Consider the following 23,520-nt stretch of genomic DNA (forward strand, 5'->3'; position numbering starts at 1 on the left):
GGCGGGATCACGCAGGTGAGGCGGCAGGATCCCGCTGACGACGAGCCGCTCGAGGTGCTCGGCGCACGCTCCCGCGACACCCTCTCCGGCCTCGGCCCGGATCCGCTGCAGGCCGGTGACCTGCTGCTCGTCGGCCCCGAGCGCGGCCTCGACGCGGTGCCGGCCATCGGGGACGCCGTCCCGGCCTCGCCGGCCGAGCGTCCCGACGGGGACGCCGTCCGCATCCCCGTGCTCATCGGCCCGCGCGCCGAGCCGCTCGGCGACGAGGCGGTCGAGGCGCCGCTCGGCACGGATTGGACCGTGCGGCCCGACTCGGACCGGGTCGGGGTGCGGCTCGACGGGCCGGCGCTCCCGGTCCCCTCGGGCGCGGCGTCGGTGCCGAGCGAGCCGATCGCGCCCGGGGCGGTGCAGGTGCCGCCTTCAGGACTGCCGGTCGTGTTCGGCCCCGACCACCCCACCACCGGCGGCTACCCGGTGATCGCCGTGGTCACGCGGGAGGGCCTGGACCGCCTCGCCCAGGCGGGGCCGGGCACGCGCCTGCGCCTGGAGCCCGTCGACGCTCCGTGAGCGTGCAGCGGCTCGTGCGACGGCGCGAGCACGGCCCCTCGCCTGGGTCCTGAGCCGCTCAGCGAGCGAGGCCGTTGACCCCGTCGGCCACGGCGCGCTCCGGCGGCGCGATCCGGGGAAGCGCCTCGGCGTGGGGCACCTGCTGGGCGAGCATCCCCCGCTGGAGCGTCGAGACCAGCTCCTCCGGCGCGCCGCGGTACGCGAAGGCCCAGAGCTTGCCTCCGCGCACCGTGTCGGCGCCGGTGTCCATGACCTGCGAGACCGCTCCGCCGCGGACCCGTGCCTGCGCGGGCAGGGGCCCGTCGAGCACCAGGCCGCGCCGGGACTGCGGGAGGTGGAAGAGGGTCGAGCCGTAGGTGCGTCCGGTCGCGGAGGGAAGGCGCCCCACATCGCTGACGCAGGTGACGCCGCGCGGCTCGATCGCCCGGTAGGGGAACGCGTACGGGGTCAGCAGCGGGAAGAAGCGCCCCACGAGGATCCCGCCCTCGCACAGCACCAACCGCACATCGGCGATCACCCACCAGATGACGCCGAGCGCCACCAGCGGCACCGCCGCCCCGGCCGCCTTCACGCCGACGCCCAGGGTCGGGTTCAGCGCCGTGGCGCCGACGATCACCACGGCCATCACCACGAACAGCGCAGGGAACCACAACGGGAACGCCTGCCGGTAGGTGCGGACCAGTCGTCCCAGGCCCTGCGTCTGCGCGATGCGCGCCGCTCTCCCCATGCTCAGATGTCCTTCCGCTCGTCGGCCACGATAGGGAGCCAGACGGCCCCGGGCCATGGGGAGGACTCCCCTGCGGGCCGGGACGCGGGTGCACGGCCGCACCGGCGGTGACACGATGGACGGCATGCCGCGCCTCCTCCCCGACCCCGCCTACTTCGCCTCCCTGCCCAAGGTCATCACCTCGGGAGCGGTGATCCTGCGCGACGAGGACGGCCGCTTCGTCGTCGAGAAGCCGAACTACCGTCCGCACTGGCTCGCTGCCCGGCGGCGGCGTCGACCCCGGCGAGGACGCCCGGCAGTGCGCCCAGCGCGAGGTCATGGAGGAACTGGGCCTGGACGTCGAGGTGGGTCGGTCGCTCGCCGTGGACTGGTCGCCGGCGAGTCCGGTGCGCGCCGCGCCGATGGGCGTGCACTTCATCTTCGACGCCGGCGTGATCCCGCGCGCGCGCTCGAGGCGGAGATCGTGCCGCAGGCCTCGGAGCTCGACGACTGGGCGCTCATCGAGGAGGACCGGGCGGAGCCGCTCTCGACCTGGGGCGCCGCCCGTGCCCGGCGCGCTCTCGCGGTGTCGCGCGCGGCGAGGCCGAGGTGGACCTCGCCTCCCATTCCCGGCGGTGACCTGTCGGTCCCGTCGGGAGGTCCCCGGCCGAGCGGCCGACGGGGCCCGTCGGCCGCGGCGGCTCGCCGGCGGCAATGCCCCTCGGCCGCGATGCCCGTCGGCCGCTGATCGTCCCGCGTGTCGAGATCGCCCAAGACGGCCCCCGAACCGCAACCCTTCCGAGACGTCCCACTTTTTCTCACTCTGACCGGGAGTCCTGCCTCCGGCGGCGCGCCGCGGCGCCCATCGGTGTGATCCACGCCGCACGACGCAGCGGTCGCGGTAGGCCATGATGTGCCCACCCCTCCCCTCGTCGTCGGAGATGACATGAGCCCCTCCCCCCTCGCCCCGGAGTCCGCGGCCCCGGTCAGCCGGCCGCTCACCCGCTCGCAGCGCCTGGACCGCCTCCCCTTCACCCGCAAGCACGGCAAGCCGCTGGGCGCCTCCGGCATCGGCTGGGCGCTCGACGCCATGGACGTCGGCCTGATCTCCTTCGTCATCGCCGCGCTCACCGTCCACTGGGACCTCGCGAAGTCCGACGGGTCCCTCATCGCCTCCGCCGGCTTCGCCGGGATGGCGATCGGCGCGAGCCTCGGCGGGTCGCTGGCCGACAGGATCGGCCGACGCTCCGTCTTCGCCCTCACCCTCCTCGTCTACGGCCTGGCCACCGGCGCCTCCGCCCTCGCCCTGGGCGTCGGCACGCTGATCGCGCGCGCTTCGTGGTGGGCCTGGGGCTCGGCGCCGAGCGCGCCCGTCGCCTCGACGCTGATGAGCGAGTTCGCGCCGGCCCGGATCCGCGGCCGGATCATCGTGTGGCTCGAGGCGTTCTGGGCCGGCGGCTGGATCCTCGCCGCCGTGATCGGCACGTTCGTCACGACGTCGGGGCCGGCCGGATGGCGCTGGGCGCTCGCGCTCGGCATGATCCCGGCCGTCTACTCGCTGGTGATCCGGCTCGGGATGCCCGAGTCCGTGCGCTTCCTGGAGACGAAGGGCCGTCACGAGGAGGCCGAGCGGATCGTCCGCGACTTCGAGGACTCCGCCGGGATCGATGCCGGGACTCCGGCGGTCCCGCACTCCCCCGAGGCCCGTACCGCGCCCGACGCGCAGGTCACCGGCGTCGGCGATGGGGGCCGTGTCTCCGCCGACGCGGTCGGCGTCGTGCCGGAGGCCGATCAGGTCGCGACCGGCGGCATCTGGTCGGCGTCCCTCCGCGCCCGCACCGCCGGGCTGTGGGTGGTGTGGTTCTGCATCAACCTCTCCTACTACGGCGCGTTCATCTGGATCCCGACGTCGCTGGTGGATCGCGGCTTCGACCTCACGAAGTCGTTCACCTTCACCCTGATCATCACGCTCGCCCAGATCCCCGGCTACGCCGCCGCGGCATGGCTGATCGAGGTGCTCGGCAGGCGCTGGACCCTCACGATCTTCCTCGCCGGCTCGGCGCTGTCCGCCGTGGGCTACGGCATGGCCGACTCCGAGGCGATGATCCTGGTGGCCGGTCGCCTGCTGAGCTTCTTCAACCTCGGCGCCTGGGGCGCGCTGTACGCGATCGGCCCGGAGCTCTACCCCACCGCGGTGCGCGGCACGGGCACGGGCGCGGCCGCCGCCTTCGGCCGCCTCGCCTCGATCATCGCCCCGTTCCTGGTGCCGGCGCTGGTGCTCGCCGGCGGGCAGTGGCTCGCCTTCGGGGTGTTCGCGCTCGCCTTCGCCGTCGCCGCCGCCGCGGCCTTCACCCTGCCCGAGCAGCGGGGAAGGCGCTGGCGGAGTAGGCCTCCGGCGCTGTCGCGATGGCATGGGGTGCGCGGCGATCAGCGCCACGCGTCACCAGGCACGTGTTGTTCGACGACCGGCACCACCTCGCGGGGGTTGTTCGACGTCCGGTTCCACGCGCGGGGTTGTTCGACGTCCGGTACCAGTTTCCTGGTACCGGACGTCGAACAACTGGCGGGGTCCTGGTACCCGACGTCGAACAACCGGCCGGTGGGGACGCGCAGGGGCGTCGGTGCGATCACTGCCCAGGTACCGAGCCCGACCCGGTGATATCGCGCCCGAGCGGCAGGGCCCGGGCCGGAGCCCGTTCCCGAGCCCGGGGCACCGTGCCGGGTCCGGGCTCAGCTCACTTGTCGAGGGAGCCGTCGTAGGCGCAGATCGCGTCGACCTTCGCCGCCGAGGACGACTCCGGGTCGAACTCGAGGTCGAGCCACACCTTCACGAGCTCCTTCGCGAGCTCGAGCCCGATCACGCGCTCGCCCATGCACAGGACCTGCGCGTTGTTCGAGAGCACCGAGCGCGCACCGAGTAGAGGTCGTGCGCGGTCACGGCGCGGACGCCGGAGACCTTGTTCGCCGAGATCGCGACACCCAGGCCCGTGCCGCAGACCAGCGACCCCCGGTCCGCCTCGCCCGCGGCGATCTTCTCCGCCGCCTCGACGGCGACGTTGGGGTAGTAGGTGCCGTCCTCGCGGCCGGTCACGCCCACGTCGATGACCTTCTCGACGCGGGGATCTTGCTCGAGCGGCTCCTTGAGCGCGGACTTGTGGCCGTAGCCGGCGTTGTCGGAACCGGTGACGATGGTGAAACCCATGATGTCCTCCTGAGGTGGGTAGTACGAGTAGTGAAAGGCAGAGAGGGCCGTCCGGGCCCGGCAATGACGAAGAACGTGCGATTCTGAGCCACTCTCGAGCCCGAAATGGCTCAGAATCGCACATTTCTCGGAGCGCTCCGAGCCGGGAAGAGCCCGGCTGGCTCGGCCTGGGGATCAGGCCGAGAGCTTCTCGGCCAGCGCCGTGACGATCTTCGAGAACGAGATCGCGCCGGGGTCGGGGGTGCCCACGGACTTGTCGCCGTGGTTGCGAGCGCGGCCCAGGGTCGCGGAGATGTCCGCGGTGGCCTCGGCCGCCTCGACAGCGCGGGCCGCCGCGGTCCCGATCGTACGGGAGGCGGAGGCGGCCGGGCCGTCGCCCTCCTCGGCGCCCGTGGCCTGGGCGAGGGCGATCGCCTCGCGGAAGGGCACGGCCGCATCGACCATGGTCTTGTCGCCGGGCTTCGCCCCGCCGAGCCGCTCGACGGCCTCGACCGCCTGGACCAGGCCGGTGAGCAGGTGCTCGCCGGAGACGGGCGCGTCGTCGGAGAAGGCGCCGCCGAGGCTGGTCAGCGCCGCGCCCCACAGCGCGCCGGAGGTGCCGCCGGCCTCGGCGGACCAGGCCGCACCGGCCTGGACCAGGACGGTGCGGGCACCCCCGTCGGACCCGACGACGCGGTCGGTCGCCGCGCGGGCCGCCTTCGCGCCGAGCGCCATGCCCTGGCCGTGGTCGCCGTCGCCGGCGATCGCGTCCATCCGGCCGAGCTCCGGCTCGAGCTCGACCAGCGCGCCTCGACGTCGGCGAGGATCCCGGCGATCCGCCGCGCCGACTCCTTCGACTCGTCGGACGCGTCCGGGATCGGGTCCTCGCCGGGGGTGTAGATCTCGGTGCGCTCGGTGCCGAGGTCACCCTCGACGGTGCCGCCGCGACGGAAGGCGGGGGCGTCGGCCGCGGCGAGCCAGTGCTCGCTCGAGCTCCTCGTCCAGGCGCATCACGGTCAGGGACAGTCCGGCCATGTCGAGGCTGGTGACGTGCTCGCCCACCTCGGGGCGCACGATGGTCAGGCCCGCCTCCAGCAGGAGCTGCGAGGCGTGCTTCCACACCACGAACATCTCCTCGTACTTCACGGTGCCCAGACCGTTCAGCACCACGGCGACGCGGTCCGAGGAGAGCTCGGGGGTCTCGCCCAGCACGCCGTCGACCAGCACCTTCGCGAGCTCCTTCGCGCTCGGCATGGGTCGCTCGTCGATGCCGGGCTCGCCGTGGATGCCCAGGCCGATCGCCATCCGCCCCTCGGGGACGTGGAAGAGCGCGTCCTCCGCGCCGGGCAGGGTGCGACCGTCGAAGGCGACGCCGAGGGAGCGGGTGGCGTCGTTCGCCTTCCAGGCGAGGCGCTCGGCGTCGTCGAGGTCGGCGCCGGCCTGGATCGCAGCGCCCGCGACCTTGAAGACGGGCAGGTCGCCGGCGATGCCGCGGCGGTCGCGGTGCTCGCCCTCGCGGCCCGAGGCGATGTCGTCGCTGACGGCGACGATGCGCACGTCGATGCCCTCGGCGCGCGCTTCTCGGCGGCGACGCCGAAGTGGAGCACGTCCCCGGCGTAGTGGCCGAATCCGAGGATCACGCCGCCGCCGTTCTCGGCGTTCTTCGCGACCGAGTACACCTGGTCGGAGGACGGCGAGGAGAAGATGTTCCCGCAGGGCGCGCCGTGGGCGAAGCCGGGACCGACCCAGCCGGCGAAGGCCGGGTAGTGCCCGGACCCGCCGCCGACGACGAGCGCAGGTCGCCCGGCGGGGGTCCGCTTCGCGCGCACCACGCCGCCGTGCACGCGCAGCGACTCCTCGGGGTGCGCGGCGACCAGGCCCTCGACGGCGTCGGAGGGGAAGGTCTGGGGGTCATCGAACAGGTAGGTCATCGGGTCTCTCCGGATCGGCGGGGTCGGTGCGGATGGGGGCATGTGCGGCGGGCGTCGGGCCGGCGCCGGGCGGGCACGGCGGCCGCAGTGGCGGGCGCGGGGCCGGCGGCGACGACCGCGCCCCCACGGCGCCTCGGCCGACGGGCCCGGCGGCCGACGGGGTGATCCGTCGGCCGCCGGGGCTCAGGCGGCGGTGTAGCCGCCGTCGATCGACAGGATCGAGCCTGTCACGAAGCTCGCGGCGTCGGAAGCGAGGTACACGGCGGCGCCGGCGAGCTCCTCCGGCTCGCCCGGGCGGGACATCGGGGTCATCGCGTTCCAGATGTCGATCTGCTCGCCGCCCTCCTCGTAGAAGCCGCGGGTCAGCTCGGTGCGCATGTAGCCGGGCGCGATCGCGTTCACGCGCACGCCGCGGGAGGCCCACTCGAGCGCGGCGGAGCGGGTGAGGTTGTGGACCGCGGCCTTGGAGGCGTTGTAGGAGGCCTGGGTCTGGGGCATGTTGGCGATGATGCCGCTCATGGAGCCGGTGTTGATGATGCTCGCCGCGGCCCCGCTCGAGCATGGCCCGGCCGACGGCCGAGAGCACGTGGTAGACGCCGTCGAGGTTCAGGCTCATCACGGCCCGCCACTTCTCGCCGTCGCCGTCCTCGACCGGGTGGTGGATGGTGCGCCCGGCGTTGTTCAGCAGGATCTCGATCCCCCCGACCTCCTGGTCGATCTCGGCGACGACCTTCTCGACCATCGCCTGGTCGGTGACGTCGAGGTGGCGGTAGGAGACCTCCACCCCGGTCTCGGCGGCGAGGTCCTTCGCGGCCTGCTGGCCGGTCGCGTCGTCGATGTCGGCCAGCACGATCGGGGCGCCGTGCTGGGCGAGACCCTTGGCCATCGCGAGGCCGAGGCCCTTCGCGCCGCCGGTGACGAGGGCGGTGCGCCCGGTGAGGTCGAACATGGGGCTGATGGCGGAGGTCATGAAGGACTCCTTCGAAGCAGTGGGCGGACGGGAGAGGCGGGGCCGACGGGCGCGCGCGCGGGTCGGGGCGCGCGGGTCGTGCGCGATGGACGAGCGGACGGATCGGCCAGGACGAACGAGTCCCGGGGGCCGACGGGTCCTTGCGTCGGCCCCCGGGGCGCGGATCAGGCCTCGGCGGCGGCGATGTTCTTCTTGCCGACACGGGGCTGGTCGACCTTCAGCGCGAAGGTCATCAGGAAGGCGAGGGCGTACAGGGCCACGAAGGCCCAGACCACGCCGACGTTCCCGCCCCAGGGACGGACGATCGCGACCACGGCCGAGCCGAGGAAGGTCGCGCCGCCCGCGGCGGTCGTGTACATCGCCATCGCAGCGCCCTTGTGGTCGGGGGCGAGCGCCGGCATGATCGCGCCGAGCGGCACGAATCCGGCCAGCAGGATGCCGAAGACGGTGCCCGCGATGACGGCGACGATGAAGCCCCAGTCGGAGCCGGCCGGCACCCAGTGCGGCACGTACCACCACAGCAGCAGGCCGATCGCGGAGCCGACGATGCCGAACCAGCGCACCGTGGTGGTCCAGCCGATGCGGTCGCCGAGGGCGCCGAAGGCGGCGTTGAACAGGATGTTGCCGGCGAAGACGATCGAGGTCATCAGCGACCAGCGGCTCTGCCCCCAGCCGAGGGTCTCGGCGATGACGGTGGGCAGGATGATGAACATGCCGAACTGCGGGGCGGTGTTGATCAGGCGGGTCAGGAAGCCCATCATCACGCGCTTGTTGGTCAGCGAGAGCTTGACGCCGGAGAAGATCACCTGGCGGGAGGACTCGCCCTCGGGGGCCAGCCGCATCGAGCCGTGCTTCTCGCGCACGCCGAACCAGGCGATCAGGAAGCCGGCGATCACGATCAGCGAGGAGGCGGCCATGGCCCAGCGCTCACCGAAGAAGCCTCCGCCGAAGGCGGGGATCAGGCCCATCGCGACGAGCGAGCCGATGGTGGGCATGCCGCCGGTGAACATGACGTAGAACCAGCCGACGGCCGCACCGTTGCGCTCCTTGGGGACCACGGCGTTCACCCAGACCAGGAAGGAGAAGGCGAACAGCGGGAAGCCGAAGCCGCGGACGAAGTAGGTCGCGGCCACCAGCGGGATCGACTCGGTGGACAGCGCGCCGAGGAACGCGGCCTGGAACACCAGCCAGACGACGAGGCCGAGCAAAGATCATCACCCTGCGCGGGCCCCACAGGTCCGAGAGGGCGCCGGCGAGATAGGAGCCGACCAGCGAGGCGAGGGAGTAGAAGGTGATGATGGTGGCGGCGAGGTTGATCATGTTGTCGCCGCCGCCGAAGACTTCGGCCATGTGCGGGGAGACGAAGTTGGTCTCCACGCCGTTGCCCGTCATGAAGACGAGCACGCCGAGGAAGCCCCATCGCAGCGGATGGGGGATGCCGAGTCGGTCCAGGAAGGTCTCCTGGGACGACCCGGCGGCCGGGACGGCGGGTCCGGGCTGGGTGGTCGAGGGTACGGCGCTCATAGGGGCACTCCTGTGTGCGAGGGGGAGAGGCTCGGGGCGGCCGGCGGCATCATCGAGGCGTCGGCCGCCCCGTCAGGGCTGATCCGGGATCAGCGGGGCCGTACTCAGCGGCCGGGGAGGATGGAGACCTTGACGGAGGCGCCGGCGGAGTCGGCGACCGAGTCGAGGGCCTTCTGGAAGTCGGCGAGGCCGAACTGGTGGGTGCAGATCTCGTCGAGGGGCAGGTCGCCCTTCTCGATGATCTTGATGGCGGCGGGCCAGGTGTGCGGGCCGAGGTGGGCGCCGCGCACGTCGAGCTCCTTGTCGTCGGAGATGATCGACCAGTCCACGGAGACGTTCTCCTTGAACACGGAGTACTCCACGAAGCGGCCGAGCTTGCGCAGCGAGGTTCAGGCCCTGCGGCACGGCGCTGGGGTGGCCGGTGCACTCGATGTAGACGTCGGCGCCGTAGCCGCCGGTGAGGCCGCGGATCTCCTCGTAGATGTCGACCTTCGAGGGGTTCAGGGTGAGGTCGGCGCCGCACTTCTTCGCGAGCTCGAGCTTCTCGTCGTCGAAGTCGAGGGCGATGACGAGCTTGGGGTTCTTGTGGGCCGCGCCGATGATCGCGCCGAGGCCGATGGGGCCGGCGCCGGCGATGACGACGACGTCGTCGAACTCCAGCTCGGCGCGCTCGACGGCGTGCATCGAGCAGGACAGCGGCTCGGCGTAGGCGGCGTGCTGCGGTGCGATGTCCTTGGAGATCCTGTGGGCGCGGGCGAGCTTCGGCACGATCATGTACTCGGCCATGCCGCCGTGGTAGTGCTTGAAGCCGAACATGTCGTGCGGGGCGCACATCCAGTACCAGCCGCGCTGGCAGTACATGCACTCGCCGCAGGGGACGATCTGCTCGACGACGATGCGGTCGCCGACGGAGACGCCGTGGTGGGCGAGGATCTCGTCGGAGCCCTGCACGACGGTGCCGGTGATCTCGTGGCCGGGGATGATGCCCGGTTCGACCCAGCGGTCGCGGTTCTCGTCGCCCCAGAACTTGGCGGCGCCGGCGTAGGCCTTGAGGTCGGAGGCGCAGACGCCGACGGCCTCGACCTGGATCAGGAGCTCATGGGCGGCGGGGGTCGGGACCGGGCGCTCCTCGAGGCGGTAGTCCTCGGGGGCATGCATGACGACGGCCTGCATGGTGGCGGGGGCGCTGGCTCACGTAAGACACATCTCCTTCGATACGTTCCGCCCGGCCTGGGGCGCCACAGCGCGCGCCGACGGGTCGGGCCTGACGAGGGACACTCTAGGCAGACCGGGAACAAACGTCAAGCACAAATGTTCTACACCCGGGCGACGCAGTTCAGAGGTATGCCAGGGGTGAATCGGACGGGGTCAGCCCATCGAGGCGGCGAGCGCGAGCACGGCCTGGGCCGTCGGCTCGTCGGTCAGCGGCGTCGTGTACAGCCCGGTGCGGGCGCCGGCGAGGATCGAGGGCGCCTTGCGCTCCCCCGCCGCCATCGCGATCGAGGTCGGCGCGCGGTGAGCAGTGCGCGCGGCGGGCGCACCAGCGGCTCCGATCCGGGATAGCTCACCGGATGCCCGCCGATGTCGTAGAAGTGGAGGTTGATGTCGCCGACGGCCGGGAGCGCGCCGCCGTCTCGTCGCGCGGCACCACGGAGGTCAGCGCCGCGCGCCCCTGGTAGGGCTCGCCGATCCCGACCACCACGGCGCGGGCGCGCGCCCACAGGTCGGTGATCTCGCGGAAGCTGGGGTCGGCCTGCAGCGACTCCCAGAGTCGCTCCGAGGGGCTCGCCGGGGCGAACATGAACTTCGGCTCGGCCCGGGTGCGGTCCGCGAAGCGGCGCACGATCTCGTTGGTCTGGAAGGACGGGTCGGTCTCCTGTCGCCCGCCGACGGTAGGGGCGATCACCACTCCCGGCGGCTCGGGCGGCCCGGGCATGCCGCTGACGGCGTAGGTGGTCTTGCCCGAGGAGATCAGCAAGACATCGCCTCGCTGCAGGTCCAGGGAGCGCGGCTCCTCCCCCAGCAGGTCGCCGATGCCGCGGTAGTCGCGCTGGACCTGGTTGCCCGGGGCGATGCGCACGGAGCGGACGCCGAGCACGTCCTGCAGGCGGGCGCCGAGATCGGGCAGGTCGGCAGTGGGCGGCTCGAGCACCTCGAAGCGCACCATCCCGATCCGTCGCGCCTCGGCGAGGAGCTTGGAGACCGTGGGCCGGGAGACGCCCAGGCGCTCGGCGACCTCGGCCTGACGCACCCCGTCGACGTAGTAGGCGGAGGCGGCGCGGTGGAGCGACTGGAGGTCCATCGCGGTCTCGAGCATCGATGCTCCTCCCTCTCCGTGAAGGCCGTGTCCGGGCCCCGGGGCGGCGGGGCTCGCGCCGATGATCCTAATGAACGCCGGGCGGTGCTTTGCGGAACAGGGGCCCGTCCTGTGCCCCTGGCAGGGCGGACGGTGGCAGGATGGTCTGCGGCGATGACGGCACGGAGAGGCGGCGCGATGACGGCAGGCACGGGGGCGGTGACCCCTGCTCCGCGGACCGCCCCGTCAGACTCCTCGGCGGCGTCGCCAGCGACCGCGGCGCCGGCGGCGCGGCCCGCCTCGCGGACGGCGGCGGCGACCACCGCCGGATCCGTCGCCCCCACCACCTCGTCCGCCCCGTCGGCCGCGCCCCGAACGGCCGGAGCGCCAGCCGGCGCGACGATCCCCGCCGTACTGGGCGTCGACGTCGGCACCTCGAGCACGAAGGGCACCCTCGTCGCGCTCGACGGGACCATCCTCGCCACCGCCGTGCGCGAGCACTCGGTCTCCCGCCCCGCCCCGGGCCACGTCGAGATGGACGCGGAGATCTGGTGGGAGGAGTTCGTGGACATCGCCCGCGAGCTCACCGCGACCGGCGCCGCGGACGTCACTGCGGAAGTCACCGCGATCGGCGTCTCGGGGATGGGCCCCTGCGTGCCGCTCACCGACGAGCGCGGCGAACCGGTGCGCCCCGCGATCCTCTACGGCGTGGACACCCGCGCGGGCGAGGAGATCCACCACCTCACGAACGTGCTGGGCAGGGAGGAGATCGTCGCGCACTGCGGCGGGATGCTCACCTCGCAGGCGGCCGGGCCGAAGGTCGCCTGGGTCGCCCGGCACGAGCCGGAGGTCTATGCGCGGGCGCGTCGGCTGTTCATGCCGGCCTCGTATCTCGCCTTCCGCCTCACCGGCGAGTACGTGCTCGACCACGTCAGCGCCAGCCAGTCCGCTCCGATGTACAGCCTGCGCCACCAGACGTGGCATCCCGAGTGGGCCGAGCGCGTCGGCCCCGGCCTCGAGCTCCCGGAGCCGCGCTGGGCGGGCGAGGCGGCGGGGACCGTGCAGAGCGCGATCGCGCGGCTCGTGCCCGGTCTGCGCGCCGGGATCCCGGTCATCACCGGCACCATCGACGCCTGGGCGGAGGCCGTCAGCGTCGACGCCGCCTCCCCGGGCGACCTGATGCTGATGTACGGCACCACCACCTTCCTCGTCGCGACCACCGTGGAGCCCGTCGCGAGCCGCACCCTGTGGCCCACCTCCGGGGTGGAGCCGGGCGCCTACGCGCTCTCGGGCGGAATGGCCTCCTCCGGGGCGATCACCGGCTGGTCGCGCGAACTGACCGGCTCCCCGGAGTTCGACGAGCTCCTCGCGGAGGCGGAGGCCAGCGGTCCCGGCGCGAACGGGCTGGTCATGCTCCCCTACTTCGCCGGCGAGCGCTCCCCCATCGCCGACCCCGGCGCCCGTGGGGTGATCGCAGGCCTGACCCTCTCACACACCCGCGGGGACCTCTACCGCGCCGCGCTCGAGGCCGCCGCCTTCGGGGTGCGCCACCACCTCGAGACCCTCACCGCGGCCGAGCTCAGCCTGGACCGGGTCGTCGCCGTCGGCGGCGGGGCCCGCAGCGACCTGTGGCCGCAGATCGTCTCCGACGTGACGGGCCTGGTCCAGCGGATACCGCGGCGCGTCGTCGGCGCCTCCTACGGCGGCTCGATGCTCGCCGCGCGCCTCGCCCACGGCACCGACGTCTCCCGCTGGAACCCCACCGATCACGAGATCGTCCCGGACCCGGCGCGGCGCGAGCGGTACGACGAGCTGTACCGGCTCTACCGCGACCTCTACCCCGCGACCTACGAGATCACCCACGCGCTCGCGGCGATGCAGGAGCACTGAGGCCGGGAGTCCGGCACGCCGCGTCGTCGTACCCCGTACGGTGGCCCTACCGGCACCTCCGCGCGCCGGTCGACCGCATCCTGCGCCCGGAAGGGGAGCCCCATGCATGCCGACCGACTCACCGAATCCCTCTGTCACCACGCGGAGGGTCCGTACTGGTCAGAGACCTGGGACGGCCTGCGCTGGGTGGACATGCTCGCCGGGGACATGCCGCATCTCGACGCCGACGGGACGGCCCGGCGCCTGCCCACCCCGAGCCCGGTCGTGGCCTGCGTGCGCCCCGCGGCGGACGGCGGGGCGGTGCTCGCCCTCGAGAAGGGCTTCGGCCTCGAGGACGCCGACGGGTCCATCCGCGCGCCGCCGCCGCTGTGGGACGAGGCCGTGCGCATGAACGAGGGCGCGATCGCGCCGGACGGCTCCTTCCTGTGCGGCTCGATGGCCTATGACCAGCGGCCCGGCGCCGCCGCGATGTGGCGCCTGATGCCCGACGGCACCACCACCCGGCAGTTCGGGGACCTCACGATCTCCAACGGCCTCGCCTTCACGGCCGACGGGACGCGCGCCTTCTACGTCGACACCCCCACCGGACGGGTCGACCTCTTCGACTGGTCCGACGCCGACGGGCTCGTCGAGCGCCGGCCCTTCGCCGACCTCTCCGGCGAGGACGGCGGCCCGGACGGGCTGTGCCTGGATGCCGAGGGCCGGGTGTGGGTGGCGATGTTCGGCGGCTCTCAGGTCCTGGGCCTGGACGAGCGGGGCGGGCTCGCCGAGCGGATCACGGTGGCGGCGCGCCAGGTCACGGCCTGCACCTTCGGCGGCGAGGACCGCGGGACCCTGTTCATCACCACCAGCCGGGAGAACGTGGCCGACGGGGACGATCCGGAAGCCGGCTCGCTGTTCTCGGTGCGTCCGGGCGTCGTCGGCCCCACCGAGGAGAACCTCTTCGGCGATCCCGACGAGGTCGATCCGGACGCCTGACCCCGACGGCCGGCCCTGCGCCCCCGGGGCCGGCCGTGACGACAAATGCGCTCCTGGCGTGACCTGAGGGTCGTATAGCCGTTGAGGTCACGCCAGGAGCGCAGAAGTGTGCGACGCCGGGGCCAGGGCGCCGGGGTAGGCACCGACGGCCTGGGCCGGGGATGGCGGCCTGAAGCCAGGGACGGCACCGCCGGCCGGGACGCCGACGGCTCAGGCCGCGGCGGGCTCCTCCGATGAGCGGTCCCGGGCCTCGCCCGTGGCGAGGGAGTCGAGCATGTCGTCGTACTCCTCCATCGCCTTGGCGGGCGGGCGCGGGGTGATCAGGCTGACCACGACCGCGAGCACCAGGCAGATCGCGAAGCCGGGGATGATCTCGTAGAGGTGCTCCTCGCCGAACAGGCCCCAGCTGACGTCGGGCTCGAACTGGCCCCAGACGAAGGCGACCACCGCGCCGGAGATCATGCCCACCGCAGCGCCCGCCGTCGTCAGGCGACGCCAGAACAGCGACAGCAGCACGATCGGCCCGAAGGCGGCGCCGAAGCCCGCCCAGGCGAAGGCGACCAGGGCCAGCACCGAGCTCTCGGGATCCAGGGCGAGGATCACCGCGACGACGGAGACGACGAGCACGCCGATGCGGCCGCCCCACAGCTTGGCGCCGTCGCCGAGCTTCACGCCCGCGCCGCCGACGATGTCCTCGACCAGCGCGGACGTGGTCACGATCAGCTGCGAGGAGATCGTGGACATGATCGCCGCGAGCACGGCCGCCAGCAGGATGCCGGCGATCAGCGGATGGAACAGGACCTGGGCGAGGTCGAGGAACACCGACTCGCCGTTGGTCGCGTCGGTGATCTGCACGTCGCGGTTCTGCTGGAAGTAGGCCAGGCCCGCCATCGCGGTGAACACGGCGCCGGTCACGCACAGGATCATCCAGCTCATCCCGACGATCGTGCCGTACTTCGCGTCGCGCGAGGAGCGCGGCGCCATGAAGCGCACGATGATGTGGGGCTGGCCGAAGTAGCCCAGGCCCCAGGCGAGGGCGGAGAGGATCCCTACCCAGGTGCCGCCGGAGACGAGGGAGCCGAAGGAGGGGTCGACCTCGCGCACCGAGGCGAACATCGCCGTGGGCCCGCCGACGACGAACATCGCGGTGATCGGCACGATGATCAGGGAGACCAGCATGATCAGGCCCTGCACCACGTCGGTGTAGCTCGCGCCGAGGAAGCCGCCGAAGAGGGTGTACAGGATCGTCACGCCGCCCACGAGGAGCAGGCCGGTCAGGTAGGGCCCGCCGAACATCGACTGGAAGAACACGCCGCCGGCGACCATGCCGGAGGAGACGTAGAAGGTGAAGAAGACCAGGATGATCAGGCCCGCCGCGATCCGCAGGATGTTCGTGCGGTCGTGGAGACGGTTGCCGAAGTAGCTCGGCACCGTGATCGCGTTGCCGGCGATCTGGGTGTACTGGCGCAGGCGCGGGGCGACGAAGATCCAGTTCAGACCGGCGCCGACGGTCAGGCCGATCGCGATCCACGCCTCGACCATGCCGCTCATGTACAGCGCGCCGGGCAGGCCCATCAGCGACCAGCCGGACATGTCCGAGGCCCCGGCGGAGAGCGCCGCGACGAAGGGGTGCGGCTGTCGGCCGCCGAGCATGTAGTCCTCGCCGCCCTTGGTCCTGCGGAAGGCGTAGAGGCCGATGCCGATCATGCCGCCGAAGTAGACGACGAGGGCGACCAGCTTGAAGGCGAGATCCATGGGTCTCTCCGATCTCTGGTGGGGAAGGGATGACACTCCGGGGCCGTGGCGACCTCGCACGCAGGGCCGACGGGCCGGACCGGGACGACGGGCCACCGTACCGGTGCTCGGCGGACGGGTATCGACGAGCCTACGCCGAGGTGACCCCGATCACCCCATCCTGTGTCCGGAAGGTGACCTCTCCCCGGACATGCGGGCGCCCGGCATCTCTCGAGATGCCGGGCGCCCGCAGATCGTCGATCAGCCGAACAGAGCGTCGGTGTCGTCGTCGACCCAGTCGAGGGTGCGCTCGACGGCCTTGCGCCACAGGCGCATGTACCGGTCGCGGGTCTCCTCGTCCATCTGGGGCTCCCAGCGCTTGTCCTCGGCCCAGTTGTCGATGACGTCCTGCTCGCCCTCCCAGTAGCCCACCGCGATGCCGGCCGCGTAGGCGGCGCCCAGCGCGGTGGTCTCGATGACCTTCGGGCGCACGACGGGCACTCCGAGGATGTCGGCCTGGAACTGCATGAGGGTCTCGTTCATGACCATGCCGCCGTCGACCTTGAGCTCGGTGAGCTCCACGCCCTCGGAGGCCGCATCGGCGATCGCCGCGTCGAGGACCTCCCGGGACTGGAAGGCCGTGGCCTCCAGGACCGCGCGGGCGATGTGGTTCTTGTTGTGGAAGCGGGTCATGCCGACCATCACGCCGCGGGCGTCGGAGCGCCAGTGCGGGGCGAACAGGCCCGAGAACGCCGGGACCACGAACAGGCCGCCGTTGTCGTCGACCTGCTTGGCGAGGTCCTCGATCTCCGGGGCGTCCTTGATCAGGCCCAGGTTGTCGCGGATCCACTGCACGAGCGAGCCGGTCACCGCGACCGAGCCCTCGAGGGCGTAGACGGGCTTGTTCTCGCCGATCTTGTAGGCGACGGTGGTGAGCGACCCGTTCTCGCTGCGCACCAGGTCCTCGCCGGTGTTGACCAGCATGAAGTTGCCGGTGCCGTAGGTGTTCTTGCCCTGGCCGATCTCGAAGCAGGCCTGGCCGAAGGTCGCGGCCTGCTGGTCGCCGAGGATGCCGGCGATCGGGGTGTCGATGAGCAGGCCCTGCTTGCGACCGTACCCGTAGATCTCGGAGGAGGACTTGATCTCCGGGAGCATGGACAGCGGGATGCCCATGTCCTTGGCGATGTCCTCGTTCCAGTCGAGGGTGTCGATGTTCATCAGCATGGTGCGGGAGGCGTTGGTGACGTCGGTGACGTGCACGCCGCCGTTCACACCGCCGGTCATGTTCCACACCAGCCAGGAGTCGGTGTTGCCGAACATTAGGTCACCGGCCTCGGCCTTCTCGCGGGCACCCTCGACGTTGTCCAGGATCCACTTGACCTTGGGACCGGAGAAGTACGTGGCCAGGGGCAGGCCCACGCGCTCCTTGTACTTGTCGGCGCCCTCGTCGCCCGCGAGCTCGTCGCAGATCTTGGCGGTGCGGGTGTCCTGCCAGACGATTGCGTTGTAGACGGGCTCGCCGGTGTTCTTGTCCCACACCACCGCGGTCTCGCGCTGGTTGGTGATACCCACGGTCGCCAGCTGGTGGCGGTTGATCTCGGCACCGACGAGGGCATCACCGACCACCCTTCGGGTGTTCCGCCAGATCTCCATGGGGTCGTGCTCGACCCAGCCGGACTTCGGGAAGATCTGCTCGTGCTCCTGCTGGCCGGTCGAGACGATCTGGCCGGCGTGGTCGAAGACGATCGCGCGGGTCGAGGTGGTGCCCTGGTCGATCGAGAGGATGTACTTCGTCGAGTCGGTCATCGGAACTCCTTCGTGGTGATGAACGTCGTGCTGTGGTCATGGTGCCGGACGGCTCTGCGCGGCCGCACGGGAGCCGCCCGGCTGGAGCGGGTGGGTCAGAAGGCCATGCTGGCGAGGCCGCCCAGGGCGCCGCCGAGCAGCCGGGCCGACGATCGGGACCCAGGCGTAGCCCCAGTCGCTGCTTCGCCCTTGTGCGGGATGGGCAGGACGGCGTGGGCGAGGCGCGGACCGAGGTCTCGGGCAGGGTTGATGGCGTAGCCCGTGGGCCCGCCGAGGGAGGCGCCGATCGAGACGACCAGCGCCGCGACCGCGAGCGGGCCCAGGCCGTGCGGGGTGTTGCCGAACATGACGATGACGAAGACCAGCACGAAGGTCGCGATGATCTCGGTGACCAGATTCCAGCCGTGCGAGCGGATCTCCGGGCCGGTGGAGAAGGTGCCGAGGATGGTGCCTGCATCCTTCTCCTGGTCGTAGTGGGTCTTGTAGGCGAGCCAGGCCACGACGGCACCGAGGAAGGCGCCGATCATCTCGGCCAGGAAGTAGGCGATCGTGTTGGCGAAGTTCACAGCGATGCCGGGGCCGTACTCCTCGGCGCCGCTGGAGAGCAGGCCGAGGGTCACGGCGGGGTTCAGGTGGGCGCCGGTCTTGTAGGCGACCCACACGCCGGCGAAGACCGCGAGGCCCCAGCCGAAGCTGATGAGCGACCAGCCTCCGCCGTTGCCCTTGGTCTTTCCCAGCACGACGTTGGCGACGACGCCGCCGCCCAGCAGGGTGAGCATCGCCGTGCCGGCGATCTCGTACAGGAAGATGGTTGCCATGGGTCCTCCTCGTCGAGCGGTCCCGCGGCTCTGCGGGACCGGTGGCATCCAGATGGTGGGGAGAGGGGCGGGTCCTGCCCGCCCATGGTCCGCGGGCGGAGTCGCCCGCGGAGAGCCTCCCCGGCCGGGTCACGACCGGGGAGGAGTTCTGGGTCAGCCGCGGGCGGGCACCTCCGCGGCGGCCGCGATGCGGGCGGCGGCCTCGGCGTCGGAGGCGGTGGCCTCCCCGGCGAGACGGGCCTCGATGTACCCGCGGTAGGCGTCGACCTCGGCGCGCACGGTCGTCTCGTCCCAGCCGAGCTCCGGCGCGAGCGGCCGCGGCGACCTCGTCGGCCGCCGCGACGCCGCGGTCACGGGTCTCGTAGTCCAGGCGGGTGCGGCGCTCGAGCACGTCGGCGAGATGCCGGGCCCCCTCGGCGCGGGCGGCATAGACCACCTCGGCGCGCAGGTAGCGCGGGGCATGCTCGAGCGGGGTCGCGAGGGACGGATCCTCGTCGATCAGGGCGAGCACGTCGGTGAGCAGGTCGCCGTAGCGGAACAGGAGCCGATCGACGCGGATCTCGTCGGCGCCGGACTCTTCGCCGCCGATCCGCTTGCTGATCTCGGACTTGTCGCGCACCAGGGCCGCGTAGCCCTGCGCACCGATGACGGGGACCGAGCGGGTCAGCGACGGGCGGCCGGGCTCGGTGTCCTTGATCGCGAAGTCGACGACGTCCTCGGCCATCACGCGATAGGTCGTGTACTTGCCGCCAGCGATGGCGCTCAGGCCGGGTTCGACCTGCATGACGGTGTGCTCGCGGGAGACCTTGGTCGAGCCCTTGTCCGAGCCCTTCTTCACGGGTCGCAGCAGGGGGCGGAGGCCCGAGTAGACGCCGATGACGTCCTCGCGGGTGAGGTCGTCGGCGAGCACGGCGTTGGCGTGCTCGAGGACGTAGTCGATGTCGTCCGAGGTGGCGCCCACGTCGCGGGGGTCCTGCGTCCACGGGGTGTCGGTGGTGCCGATGACCCAGTACTCGTCCCACGGGATGATGAACAGCACCGACTTCTCGGTCTGGGTGATGATGCCGGTGTCGGGGACGGCGGGGATCCGGTCGCGGGCGACGGTGACGTGGATGCCCTTGGAGGCGAGGACCTCGAGGCCGCCGTCGGCCCCGGCGAGCTCCTGCTGCTCCTGGGTCCAGACGCCGCCGGCGAGGATGACGTGGCGGGCGCGGACGTCGAACTCCTCGCCGCTCTCCTCGTCGCGCACCCGGGCGCCGACCACGCGCTCGCCCTCGTGGAGGTAGTCGACGACGGTGGTGTAGTTCGCGACCGAGGCGTCGAGCTGGGCGGCGGAGCGCACCAGCATCATCACGAAGCGGGCGTCGTCGACCTGCGCGTCGTAGTACTCGAGCGCGCCGACGGCCTTGTCGCCGTCGAGTGCCGGGAACACCTCGAGCATCTTGTCGTGCAGGAGATGGCGGTGGAAGGGGACGGCGCGCTTGCGGCCCACCGACTGCATCGCGTCGTAGAGCATGACGCCGGAGCCGATGAAGCCGCGGTCGATGACCTTCTTGAAGAAGGGGAAGACGAACTTGATCGGCTTCACCAGGTGCGGGGCGGTGTGCTCGAGCAAGAGATCGCGCTCGCGCAGCGCCTCGGCGACCAGCTTGAAGTCGAGCATCTGCAGGTAGCGCAGGCCGCCGTGCATGAGCTTGGAGGAGCGGGAGGAGGTGCCGGAGGCCCAGTCGTGGGACTCCACGAGGCCGACGGACAGGCCACGGGTGGCGGCGTCGAAGGCGGCGCCCGCCCCGTTCACCCCGCCTCCGACGACGAGGACGTCCAGCGGGTTCTCGGCGGTCGTGGCGCGCAGGCGGGCGAGGTGCTCGCCGCGGCCCTCGGGGGTGAGTGCGGATCGCTGCTGTTCGGACACGCTGGTCGCTCCTTCGCATCGGCACCTGGTGATCCCGGCGCTCGCGGCCGGGCCCGTCGCGCTCTCCGCGGCGGTGACGCCGCCATCCTGGGACGGGCGTGCAGCATCACGCAAGCCAGGTGCACGAACGTGCAAGACTGGTGTCCATGACCCCCGCTTCCCGACTCGAGGACCTCTTCACCGCTGCACGGATGTACTACGGGCAGAGCCAGACCATGGAGGCGATCGCCGGAGAGCTCGGGGTGTCCCGCTCGACCGTGTCACGAATGCTGCGGGACGCGCGCGAGGCCGGCCTGGTCCAGATCACCCTGCGCCCGCCCGAGGCGCATCGCGTCGAGGACCTCGGACGACGCATCGCCCGCCAGTACGGGGTGAAGGTGCACGTGGTGCCGGATCCGCCCGAGAGCGATCAGCGCGACCGCCTCGCCGCCGTGGTCGAGGAGGCCGCGGAGCCGCTCGATCAGATGCTCGAGCCCGGCTCCACGCTCGGCATCGCCTGGGGCACGACGGTCGCGGCACTGCTGGGCACGGTCCGACCACGCCCCGTTCCCGGGATGCGGATCGTGCGACTCAACGGCGCGATCAACGTCGAGGGCTCGGGCCTGACCTATATCGCGACCGTGCTCGCCCGGGCGGCGGAGCGATGGGACGCGACGGTGCACCAGTTCCCGGTCCCGGCCTTCTTCGACTACGCCGCCACGCGCGAGGCGATGTGGCACGAGCGCTCGGTGCAGCGGGTGCTGGAGACGCAGACGCAGGCCACGGTCGCGGTGTTCAGCGTCGGCGCCTTCGACGCGGAGGTCCCCAGCCACGTCTACACCCACAACTACCTCACGGCCGCGGACCTACGCTCGCTGCGGGCCGACGGTGCGGTGGGCGATGTGTGCACCGTGTTCCTGCGGGCCGACGGCACCTTCCGCGACATCGCCATGAACGCGCGCGGATCGGGCACCGCCCCGGACCGCCTGGCCCGGATCCCACGCCGCCTCCTGGTCGCCTCCGGCTCCCGCAAGGCAGCGCCGCTGCGGGCGGCGGCGCGGGCCGGGGTCGCGACGGACCTGGTCATCGATGCGGTCACCGCCACGGCGCCGCTCGCCCTGCGCTGAAGAGAGGCGCCTCTTCCCGGCTTGGCCTGCTGACCCTGGCCCGCCCTGCGCCCCGCGCATCTCTGGCGCGCCTGTGGAATCTGGTGTGCTTCTGAACCACTTCGGAGCCGATAGCGGCTGAGAATCGCGCATTTCTCGCCCCGTTGCCCGTCGGAGCGCAGGCGTCGACAGCTTCCCGGGTCGGCGCCGCAGCAAGGGTGCCGTTCCGCGTCCAGGTCCTCAGCAAGGTCTTCGACGAGATCAGCCCTGCCGTCGGGCGATGCGCGTCGAGAGTCCTCGCTGCCCGACGTCGATGACCGCGCCCCGCACACGGGCCTCGTCAGGAACGTGCGACCCCCGCTCCGCCATCGTGCGTCGCAGGCGGAGCAGTATGCGCGTCGGCCAGAACAGGTCCTTCCCATTGGCCCGGCTGAGAGTCCAGCCGTGGGACGCGAGCTCGTCACGCCGTCGCTCGTCTTCTCGCCACTGCCCTTTGGTGCGGCGATGCCCATCGCCGTCGAACTCGAGTCCGATCCCTATCTCGGCCCAGGCGAGATCTATCTCCCTGGTCCGACCGGTGATCGGATCCCGCACCGGGTGGTTGAGCGTCGGCTCCGGGAAGCCTGCCTCCGCGAGCAAGAGGCGAAAGATCGTCTCCCCCGGCGATCGCACCCTTGTACGTGCGAGGCGGAGGGCGGCAAGGGCGCCCGGCGTTCCGCGGCGACCCTTGCCCTCGGAGATCTGAGGGATCAACGAGCCCAGGTCCACCCCTGCGCGCGCGATCTCGGACCGATCACTCCATCGACGGCGGCGACCAGGTCCCAGAGCGGGATCTCGGAAGCAAGCTCCCGCAGGCACCTCGGACGGAGAGGAGGTGACGAGCGAACCGAGGGACGCCGTCGGCCCAGCCCGCGACCGATGGACAACGGCGCCTCGCCCGAGGCCGGAGCTCCCGCCCCTGGCTACACGGACATGCATGGTCGGCGGCTGTGCACCGTCCCGCAGTGACTCTCCGGGCACGATGGAGGGGATCCGCTCGACACCGTCAGGGCCGACGACGGCACCGGAGCGAAGCAGGTCCACGCCGCCGTCGAGCGCGAGCGGGAGAGGGATGCCCCAGAGCACTGCCGCGGTCGAGTGGCTGAGCACTGCTCCGGGAAGCACTCGGTTCTGCAAAGCACCGCCCCCATCGCGTTGAAGTTCGCGGGATCGTCGGTAGGGGTGCGATAGCCGGGGAACACCGTCGTGAAGCTCGGCGACGCCAGGTCCCGCGAGTGGAACCCGAGCTCGCGCCATCTGCTGTGGTGGAGCGGCGCACCGCCATATCGCTCGAGGGACTTCCGCATGCGCTCGACAGTAGGCACGCCGATCTGCGCTCACTCGATGTGACAGCTCTCAAGTGGACAGGGCACCCGTGGGGAGGAACAGTGCGCGGCGAACTCCGACGGTTCACGACGCTTCCGGGACTGCCCGGTCGGACCCGCCCTGATCCAGCCCACCCATGCAATCGGGCCGGATTCTGAACCAATTTTGGGCCCGAAGTGGCTGAGAATGACGCATTCTTCATGCCCCGCCCTGCGATCGGCGGGCGACGCGTCGACCACCTGGAGGGAAGGGGCGGTCAGCGGGGGTGGATCAGGCGGAACCGCTCGCAGACGACGAGCATGTCCGCCGCGAAGCCGTCGGCCGAGTGCTCGGTCCAGAAGCGCTCGTGGATCTGCCGCCAGGCCGCGAGGGTCCGATCGCCCTCCCCCTCGGCGTGGGCGTGCTCGGCGGTGACCTGGTCGAACGGGACGGTCGTGACCTCCGTCGTCTCCAGCACCGCGCGGGGCGCCCAGCGCCGTCGAGGATGATCGACAGCTCGCCGACCTCCGGGAGCGGGTCCCCGTCGGCCTCGTAGTCCCGGAGCGAGGAGGCGGTCCCCGTCTTCACGCCGTCGAGCACGAGGCGGAGCGACCCGTCGGCGTGCTCGGGGGTGGCGCCGAACGCCCAGGCCTCCGGCCTGTGCTCGGGCGACTCGGGGCGGGCGGTGCGGGCCTCGGCCCAGAACTGCTGGAGGGCGGCGTCGTCGCTGGTCACCCCCGCACCCTATCGGGCACGAAGGCGCGGGGCCGACCATCGG

General features: G+C 72.0%; 15 protein-coding genes and 7 pseudogenes. 6 read left to right on the top strand and 16 right to left on the bottom strand.

What is annotated here, in order from left to right:
* Nucleotides 1-15: 15 nt before the first annotated feature.
* Nucleotides 16-567 (top strand): biotin-dependent carboxyltransferase family protein, encoded by a 552-nt coding sequence (locus WKH84_RS12070; RefSeq protein WP_341853834.1) that lies wholly within the window; start codon nt 16-18, stop codon nt 565-567.
* Between the two features lie 58 nt (nt 568-625).
* Here the strand turns inward: WKH84_RS12070 and WKH84_RS12075 are convergent, their stop codons facing one another.
* Complete coding sequence (locus WKH84_RS12075; RefSeq protein ID WP_341853835.1) at nt 626-1,294, bottom strand: hypothetical protein; 669 nt, start codon at nt 1,292-1,294, stop codon at nt 626-628.
* A gap of 257 nt (nt 1,295-1,551) precedes the next feature.
* Here WKH84_RS12075 and WKH84_RS12080 point away from each other — a divergent pair, with 257 nt between their 5' ends.
* Nucleotides 1,552-2,100: an NUDIX domain-containing protein gene (locus tag WKH84_RS12080; protein ID WP_341856877.1), complete on the top strand. Its 549-nt coding sequence runs from the start codon at nt 1,552-1,554 to the stop codon at nt 2,098-2,100.
* Nucleotides 2,101-2,219: 119 nt separating this feature from the next.
* Nucleotides 2,220-3,932 carry an MFS transporter gene (locus WKH84_RS12085; protein WP_341853836.1) on the top strand — a complete coding sequence of 571 codons (1,713 nt, stop codon included), beginning with the start codon at nt 2,220-2,222 and terminating at the stop codon, nt 3,930-3,932.
* A gap of 76 nt (nt 3,933-4,008) precedes the next feature.
* Here the strand turns inward: WKH84_RS12085 and WKH84_RS12090 are convergent.
* From WKH84_RS12090 to WKH84_RS12130, 9 genes and pseudogenes are all read right to left on the bottom strand, one after another.
* A pseudogene (locus tag WKH84_RS12090) lies at nt 4,009-4,475 on the bottom strand (ribose-5-phosphate isomerase).
* A 174-nt stretch (nt 4,476-4,649) separates the two neighbouring features.
* Nucleotides 4,650-6,385 (bottom strand): annotated as a pseudogene (locus WKH84_RS12095) (dihydroxyacetone kinase family protein).
* Between the two features lie 183 nt (nt 6,386-6,568).
* Nucleotides 6,569-6,904 (bottom strand): SDR family oxidoreductase, encoded by a 336-nt coding sequence (locus WKH84_RS12100; protein WP_341856878.1) that lies wholly within the window; start codon nt 6,902-6,904, stop codon nt 6,569-6,571.
* Nucleotides 6,905-6,986: 82 nt separating this feature from the next.
* Nucleotides 6,987-7,355 (bottom strand): annotated as a pseudogene (locus WKH84_RS12105) (SDR family NAD(P)-dependent oxidoreductase); the annotation flags it as partial.
* A gap of 164 nt (nt 7,356-7,519) precedes the next feature.
* Nucleotides 7,520-8,539 carry an MFS transporter gene (locus WKH84_RS12110; RefSeq protein ID WP_341853837.1) on the bottom strand — a complete coding sequence of 340 codons (1,020 nt, stop codon included), beginning with the start codon at nt 8,537-8,539 and terminating at the stop codon, nt 7,520-7,522.
* Nucleotides 8,540-8,621: 82 nt separating this feature from the next.
* Nucleotides 8,622-8,879: pseudogene (locus WKH84_RS12115) on the bottom strand (arabinose ABC transporter permease); the annotation flags it as partial.
* A 72-nt stretch (nt 8,880-8,951) separates the two neighbouring features.
* Complete coding sequence (locus WKH84_RS12120) at nt 8,952-10,052, bottom strand: alcohol dehydrogenase catalytic domain-containing protein (RefSeq protein WP_341853838.1); 1,101 nt, start codon at nt 10,050-10,052, stop codon at nt 8,952-8,954.
* Nucleotides 10,053-10,247: 195 nt separating this feature from the next.
* Entirely contained in the window at nt 10,248-10,373 is a 126-nt protein-coding gene (locus WKH84_RS12125) for a hypothetical protein (RefSeq protein ID WP_341853839.1), read from the bottom strand.
* 70 nt (nt 10,374-10,443) lie between these two features.
* The gene (locus tag WKH84_RS12130) at nt 10,444-11,196 is read right to left on the bottom strand and encodes a sugar-binding domain-containing protein (protein WP_341853840.1); all 753 of its coding nucleotides are present in this window, start codon (nt 11,194-11,196) and stop codon (nt 10,444-10,446) included.
* A 177-nt stretch (nt 11,197-11,373) separates the two neighbouring features.
* Here WKH84_RS12130 and WKH84_RS12135 point away from each other — a divergent pair, with 177 nt between their 5' ends.
* Both WKH84_RS12135 and WKH84_RS12140 read left to right on the top strand, forming a co-directional pair.
* Entirely contained in the window at nt 11,374-13,065 is a 1,692-nt protein-coding gene (locus tag WKH84_RS12135) for an FGGY-family carbohydrate kinase (RefSeq protein WP_341853841.1), read from the top strand.
* Between the two features lie 102 nt (nt 13,066-13,167).
* A complete protein-coding gene (locus WKH84_RS12140) occupies nt 13,168-14,043 on the top strand; it encodes an SMP-30/gluconolactonase/LRE family protein (protein ID WP_341853842.1) in 876 nt (291 codons plus the stop codon).
* 210 nt (nt 14,044-14,253) lie between these two features.
* Here WKH84_RS12140 and putP read toward each other — a convergent pair whose 3' ends face one another.
* The 4 genes and pseudogenes from putP to WKH84_RS12160 all read right to left on the bottom strand — a co-directional run bounded on the left by putP (nt 14,254) and on the right by WKH84_RS12160 (nt 20,313).
* A complete protein-coding gene (gene putP / locus WKH84_RS12145) occupies nt 14,254-15,798 on the bottom strand; it encodes a sodium/proline symporter PutP (protein WP_341853843.1) in 1,545 nt (514 codons plus the stop codon).
* Nucleotides 15,799-16,038: 240 nt separating this feature from the next.
* On the bottom strand, nt 16,039-17,583 hold the full coding sequence (glpK, locus tag WKH84_RS12150; protein WP_341853844.1) for a glycerol kinase GlpK: 1,545 nt from the start codon (nt 17,581-17,583) through the stop codon (nt 16,039-16,041).
* Between the two features lie 95 nt (nt 17,584-17,678).
* Nucleotides 17,679-18,401, bottom strand: a pseudogene (locus tag WKH84_RS12155) (MIP/aquaporin family protein).
* Nucleotides 18,402-18,554: 153 nt separating this feature from the next.
* Nucleotides 18,555-20,313: pseudogene (locus WKH84_RS12160) on the bottom strand (glycerol-3-phosphate dehydrogenase/oxidase).
* A gap of 146 nt (nt 20,314-20,459) precedes the next feature.
* Here WKH84_RS12160 and WKH84_RS12165 point away from each other — a divergent pair.
* On the top strand, nt 20,460-21,419 hold the full coding sequence (locus WKH84_RS12165; protein ID WP_341853845.1) for a sugar-binding domain-containing protein: 960 nt from the start codon (nt 20,460-20,462) through the stop codon (nt 21,417-21,419).
* A 240-nt stretch (nt 21,420-21,659) separates the two neighbouring features.
* On the opposite strand, the gene WKH84_RS12170 is transcribed toward WKH84_RS12165, so the two are convergent.
* Entirely contained in the window at nt 21,660-22,037 is a 378-nt protein-coding gene (locus WKH84_RS12170) for a hypothetical protein (protein ID WP_341853846.1), read from the bottom strand.
* Nucleotides 22,038-23,019: 982 nt separating this feature from the next.
* Nucleotides 23,020-23,477 (bottom strand): annotated as a pseudogene (locus WKH84_RS12175) (ASCH domain-containing protein).
* Between the last annotated feature and the right edge of the window lie 43 nt (nt 23,478-23,520).

Source organism: Brachybacterium sp. GPGPB12, from assembly GCF_038396325.1.
Lineage (GTDB): Bacteria > Actinomycetota > Actinomycetes > Actinomycetales > Dermabacteraceae > Brachybacterium > Brachybacterium conglomeratum.

Excerpts from the sequence above, each read along its gene's own strand:
- WKH84_RS12130 (WP_341853840.1), bottom strand. The coding sequence starts at position 11,196 with ATGCTCGAGACCGCGATGGACCTCCAGTCGCTCCACCGCGCCGCCTCC.
- WKH84_RS12125 (WP_341853839.1), bottom strand. The coding sequence starts at position 10,373 with ATGGCGGCGGGGGAGCGCAAGGCGCCCTCGATCCTCGCCGGCGCCCGC.
- putP (WP_341853843.1), bottom strand. The coding sequence starts at position 15,798 with ATGGATCTCGCCTTCAAGCTGGTCGCCCTCGTCGTCTACTTCGGCGGC.
- WKH84_RS12120 (WP_341853838.1), bottom strand. The coding sequence starts at position 10,052 with ATGCAGGCCGTCGTCATGCATGCCCCCGAGGACTACCGCCTCGAGGAG.
- WKH84_RS12135 (WP_341853841.1), top strand. The coding sequence starts at position 11,374 with ATGACGGCAGGCACGGGGGCGGTGACCCCTGCTCCGCGGACCGCCCCG.
- WKH84_RS12165 (WP_341853845.1), top strand. The coding sequence starts at position 20,460 with ATGACCCCCGCTTCCCGACTCGAGGACCTCTTCACCGCTGCACGGATG.
- WKH84_RS12140 (WP_341853842.1), top strand. The coding sequence starts at position 13,168 with ATGCATGCCGACCGACTCACCGAATCCCTCTGTCACCACGCGGAGGGT.
- glpK (WP_341853844.1), bottom strand. The coding sequence starts at position 17,583 with ATGACCGACTCGACGAAGTACATCCTCTCGATCGACCAGGGCACCACC.
- WKH84_RS12085 (WP_341853836.1), top strand. The coding sequence starts at position 2,220 with ATGAGCCCCTCCCCCCTCGCCCCGGAGTCCGCGGCCCCGGTCAGCCGG.
- WKH84_RS12075 (WP_341853835.1), bottom strand. The coding sequence starts at position 1,294 with ATGGGGAGAGCGGCGCGCATCGCGCAGACGCAGGGCCTGGGACGACTG.
- WKH84_RS12100 (WP_341856878.1), bottom strand. The coding sequence starts at position 6,904 with ATGAGCGGCATCATCGCCAACATGCCCCAGACCCAGGCCTCCTACAAC.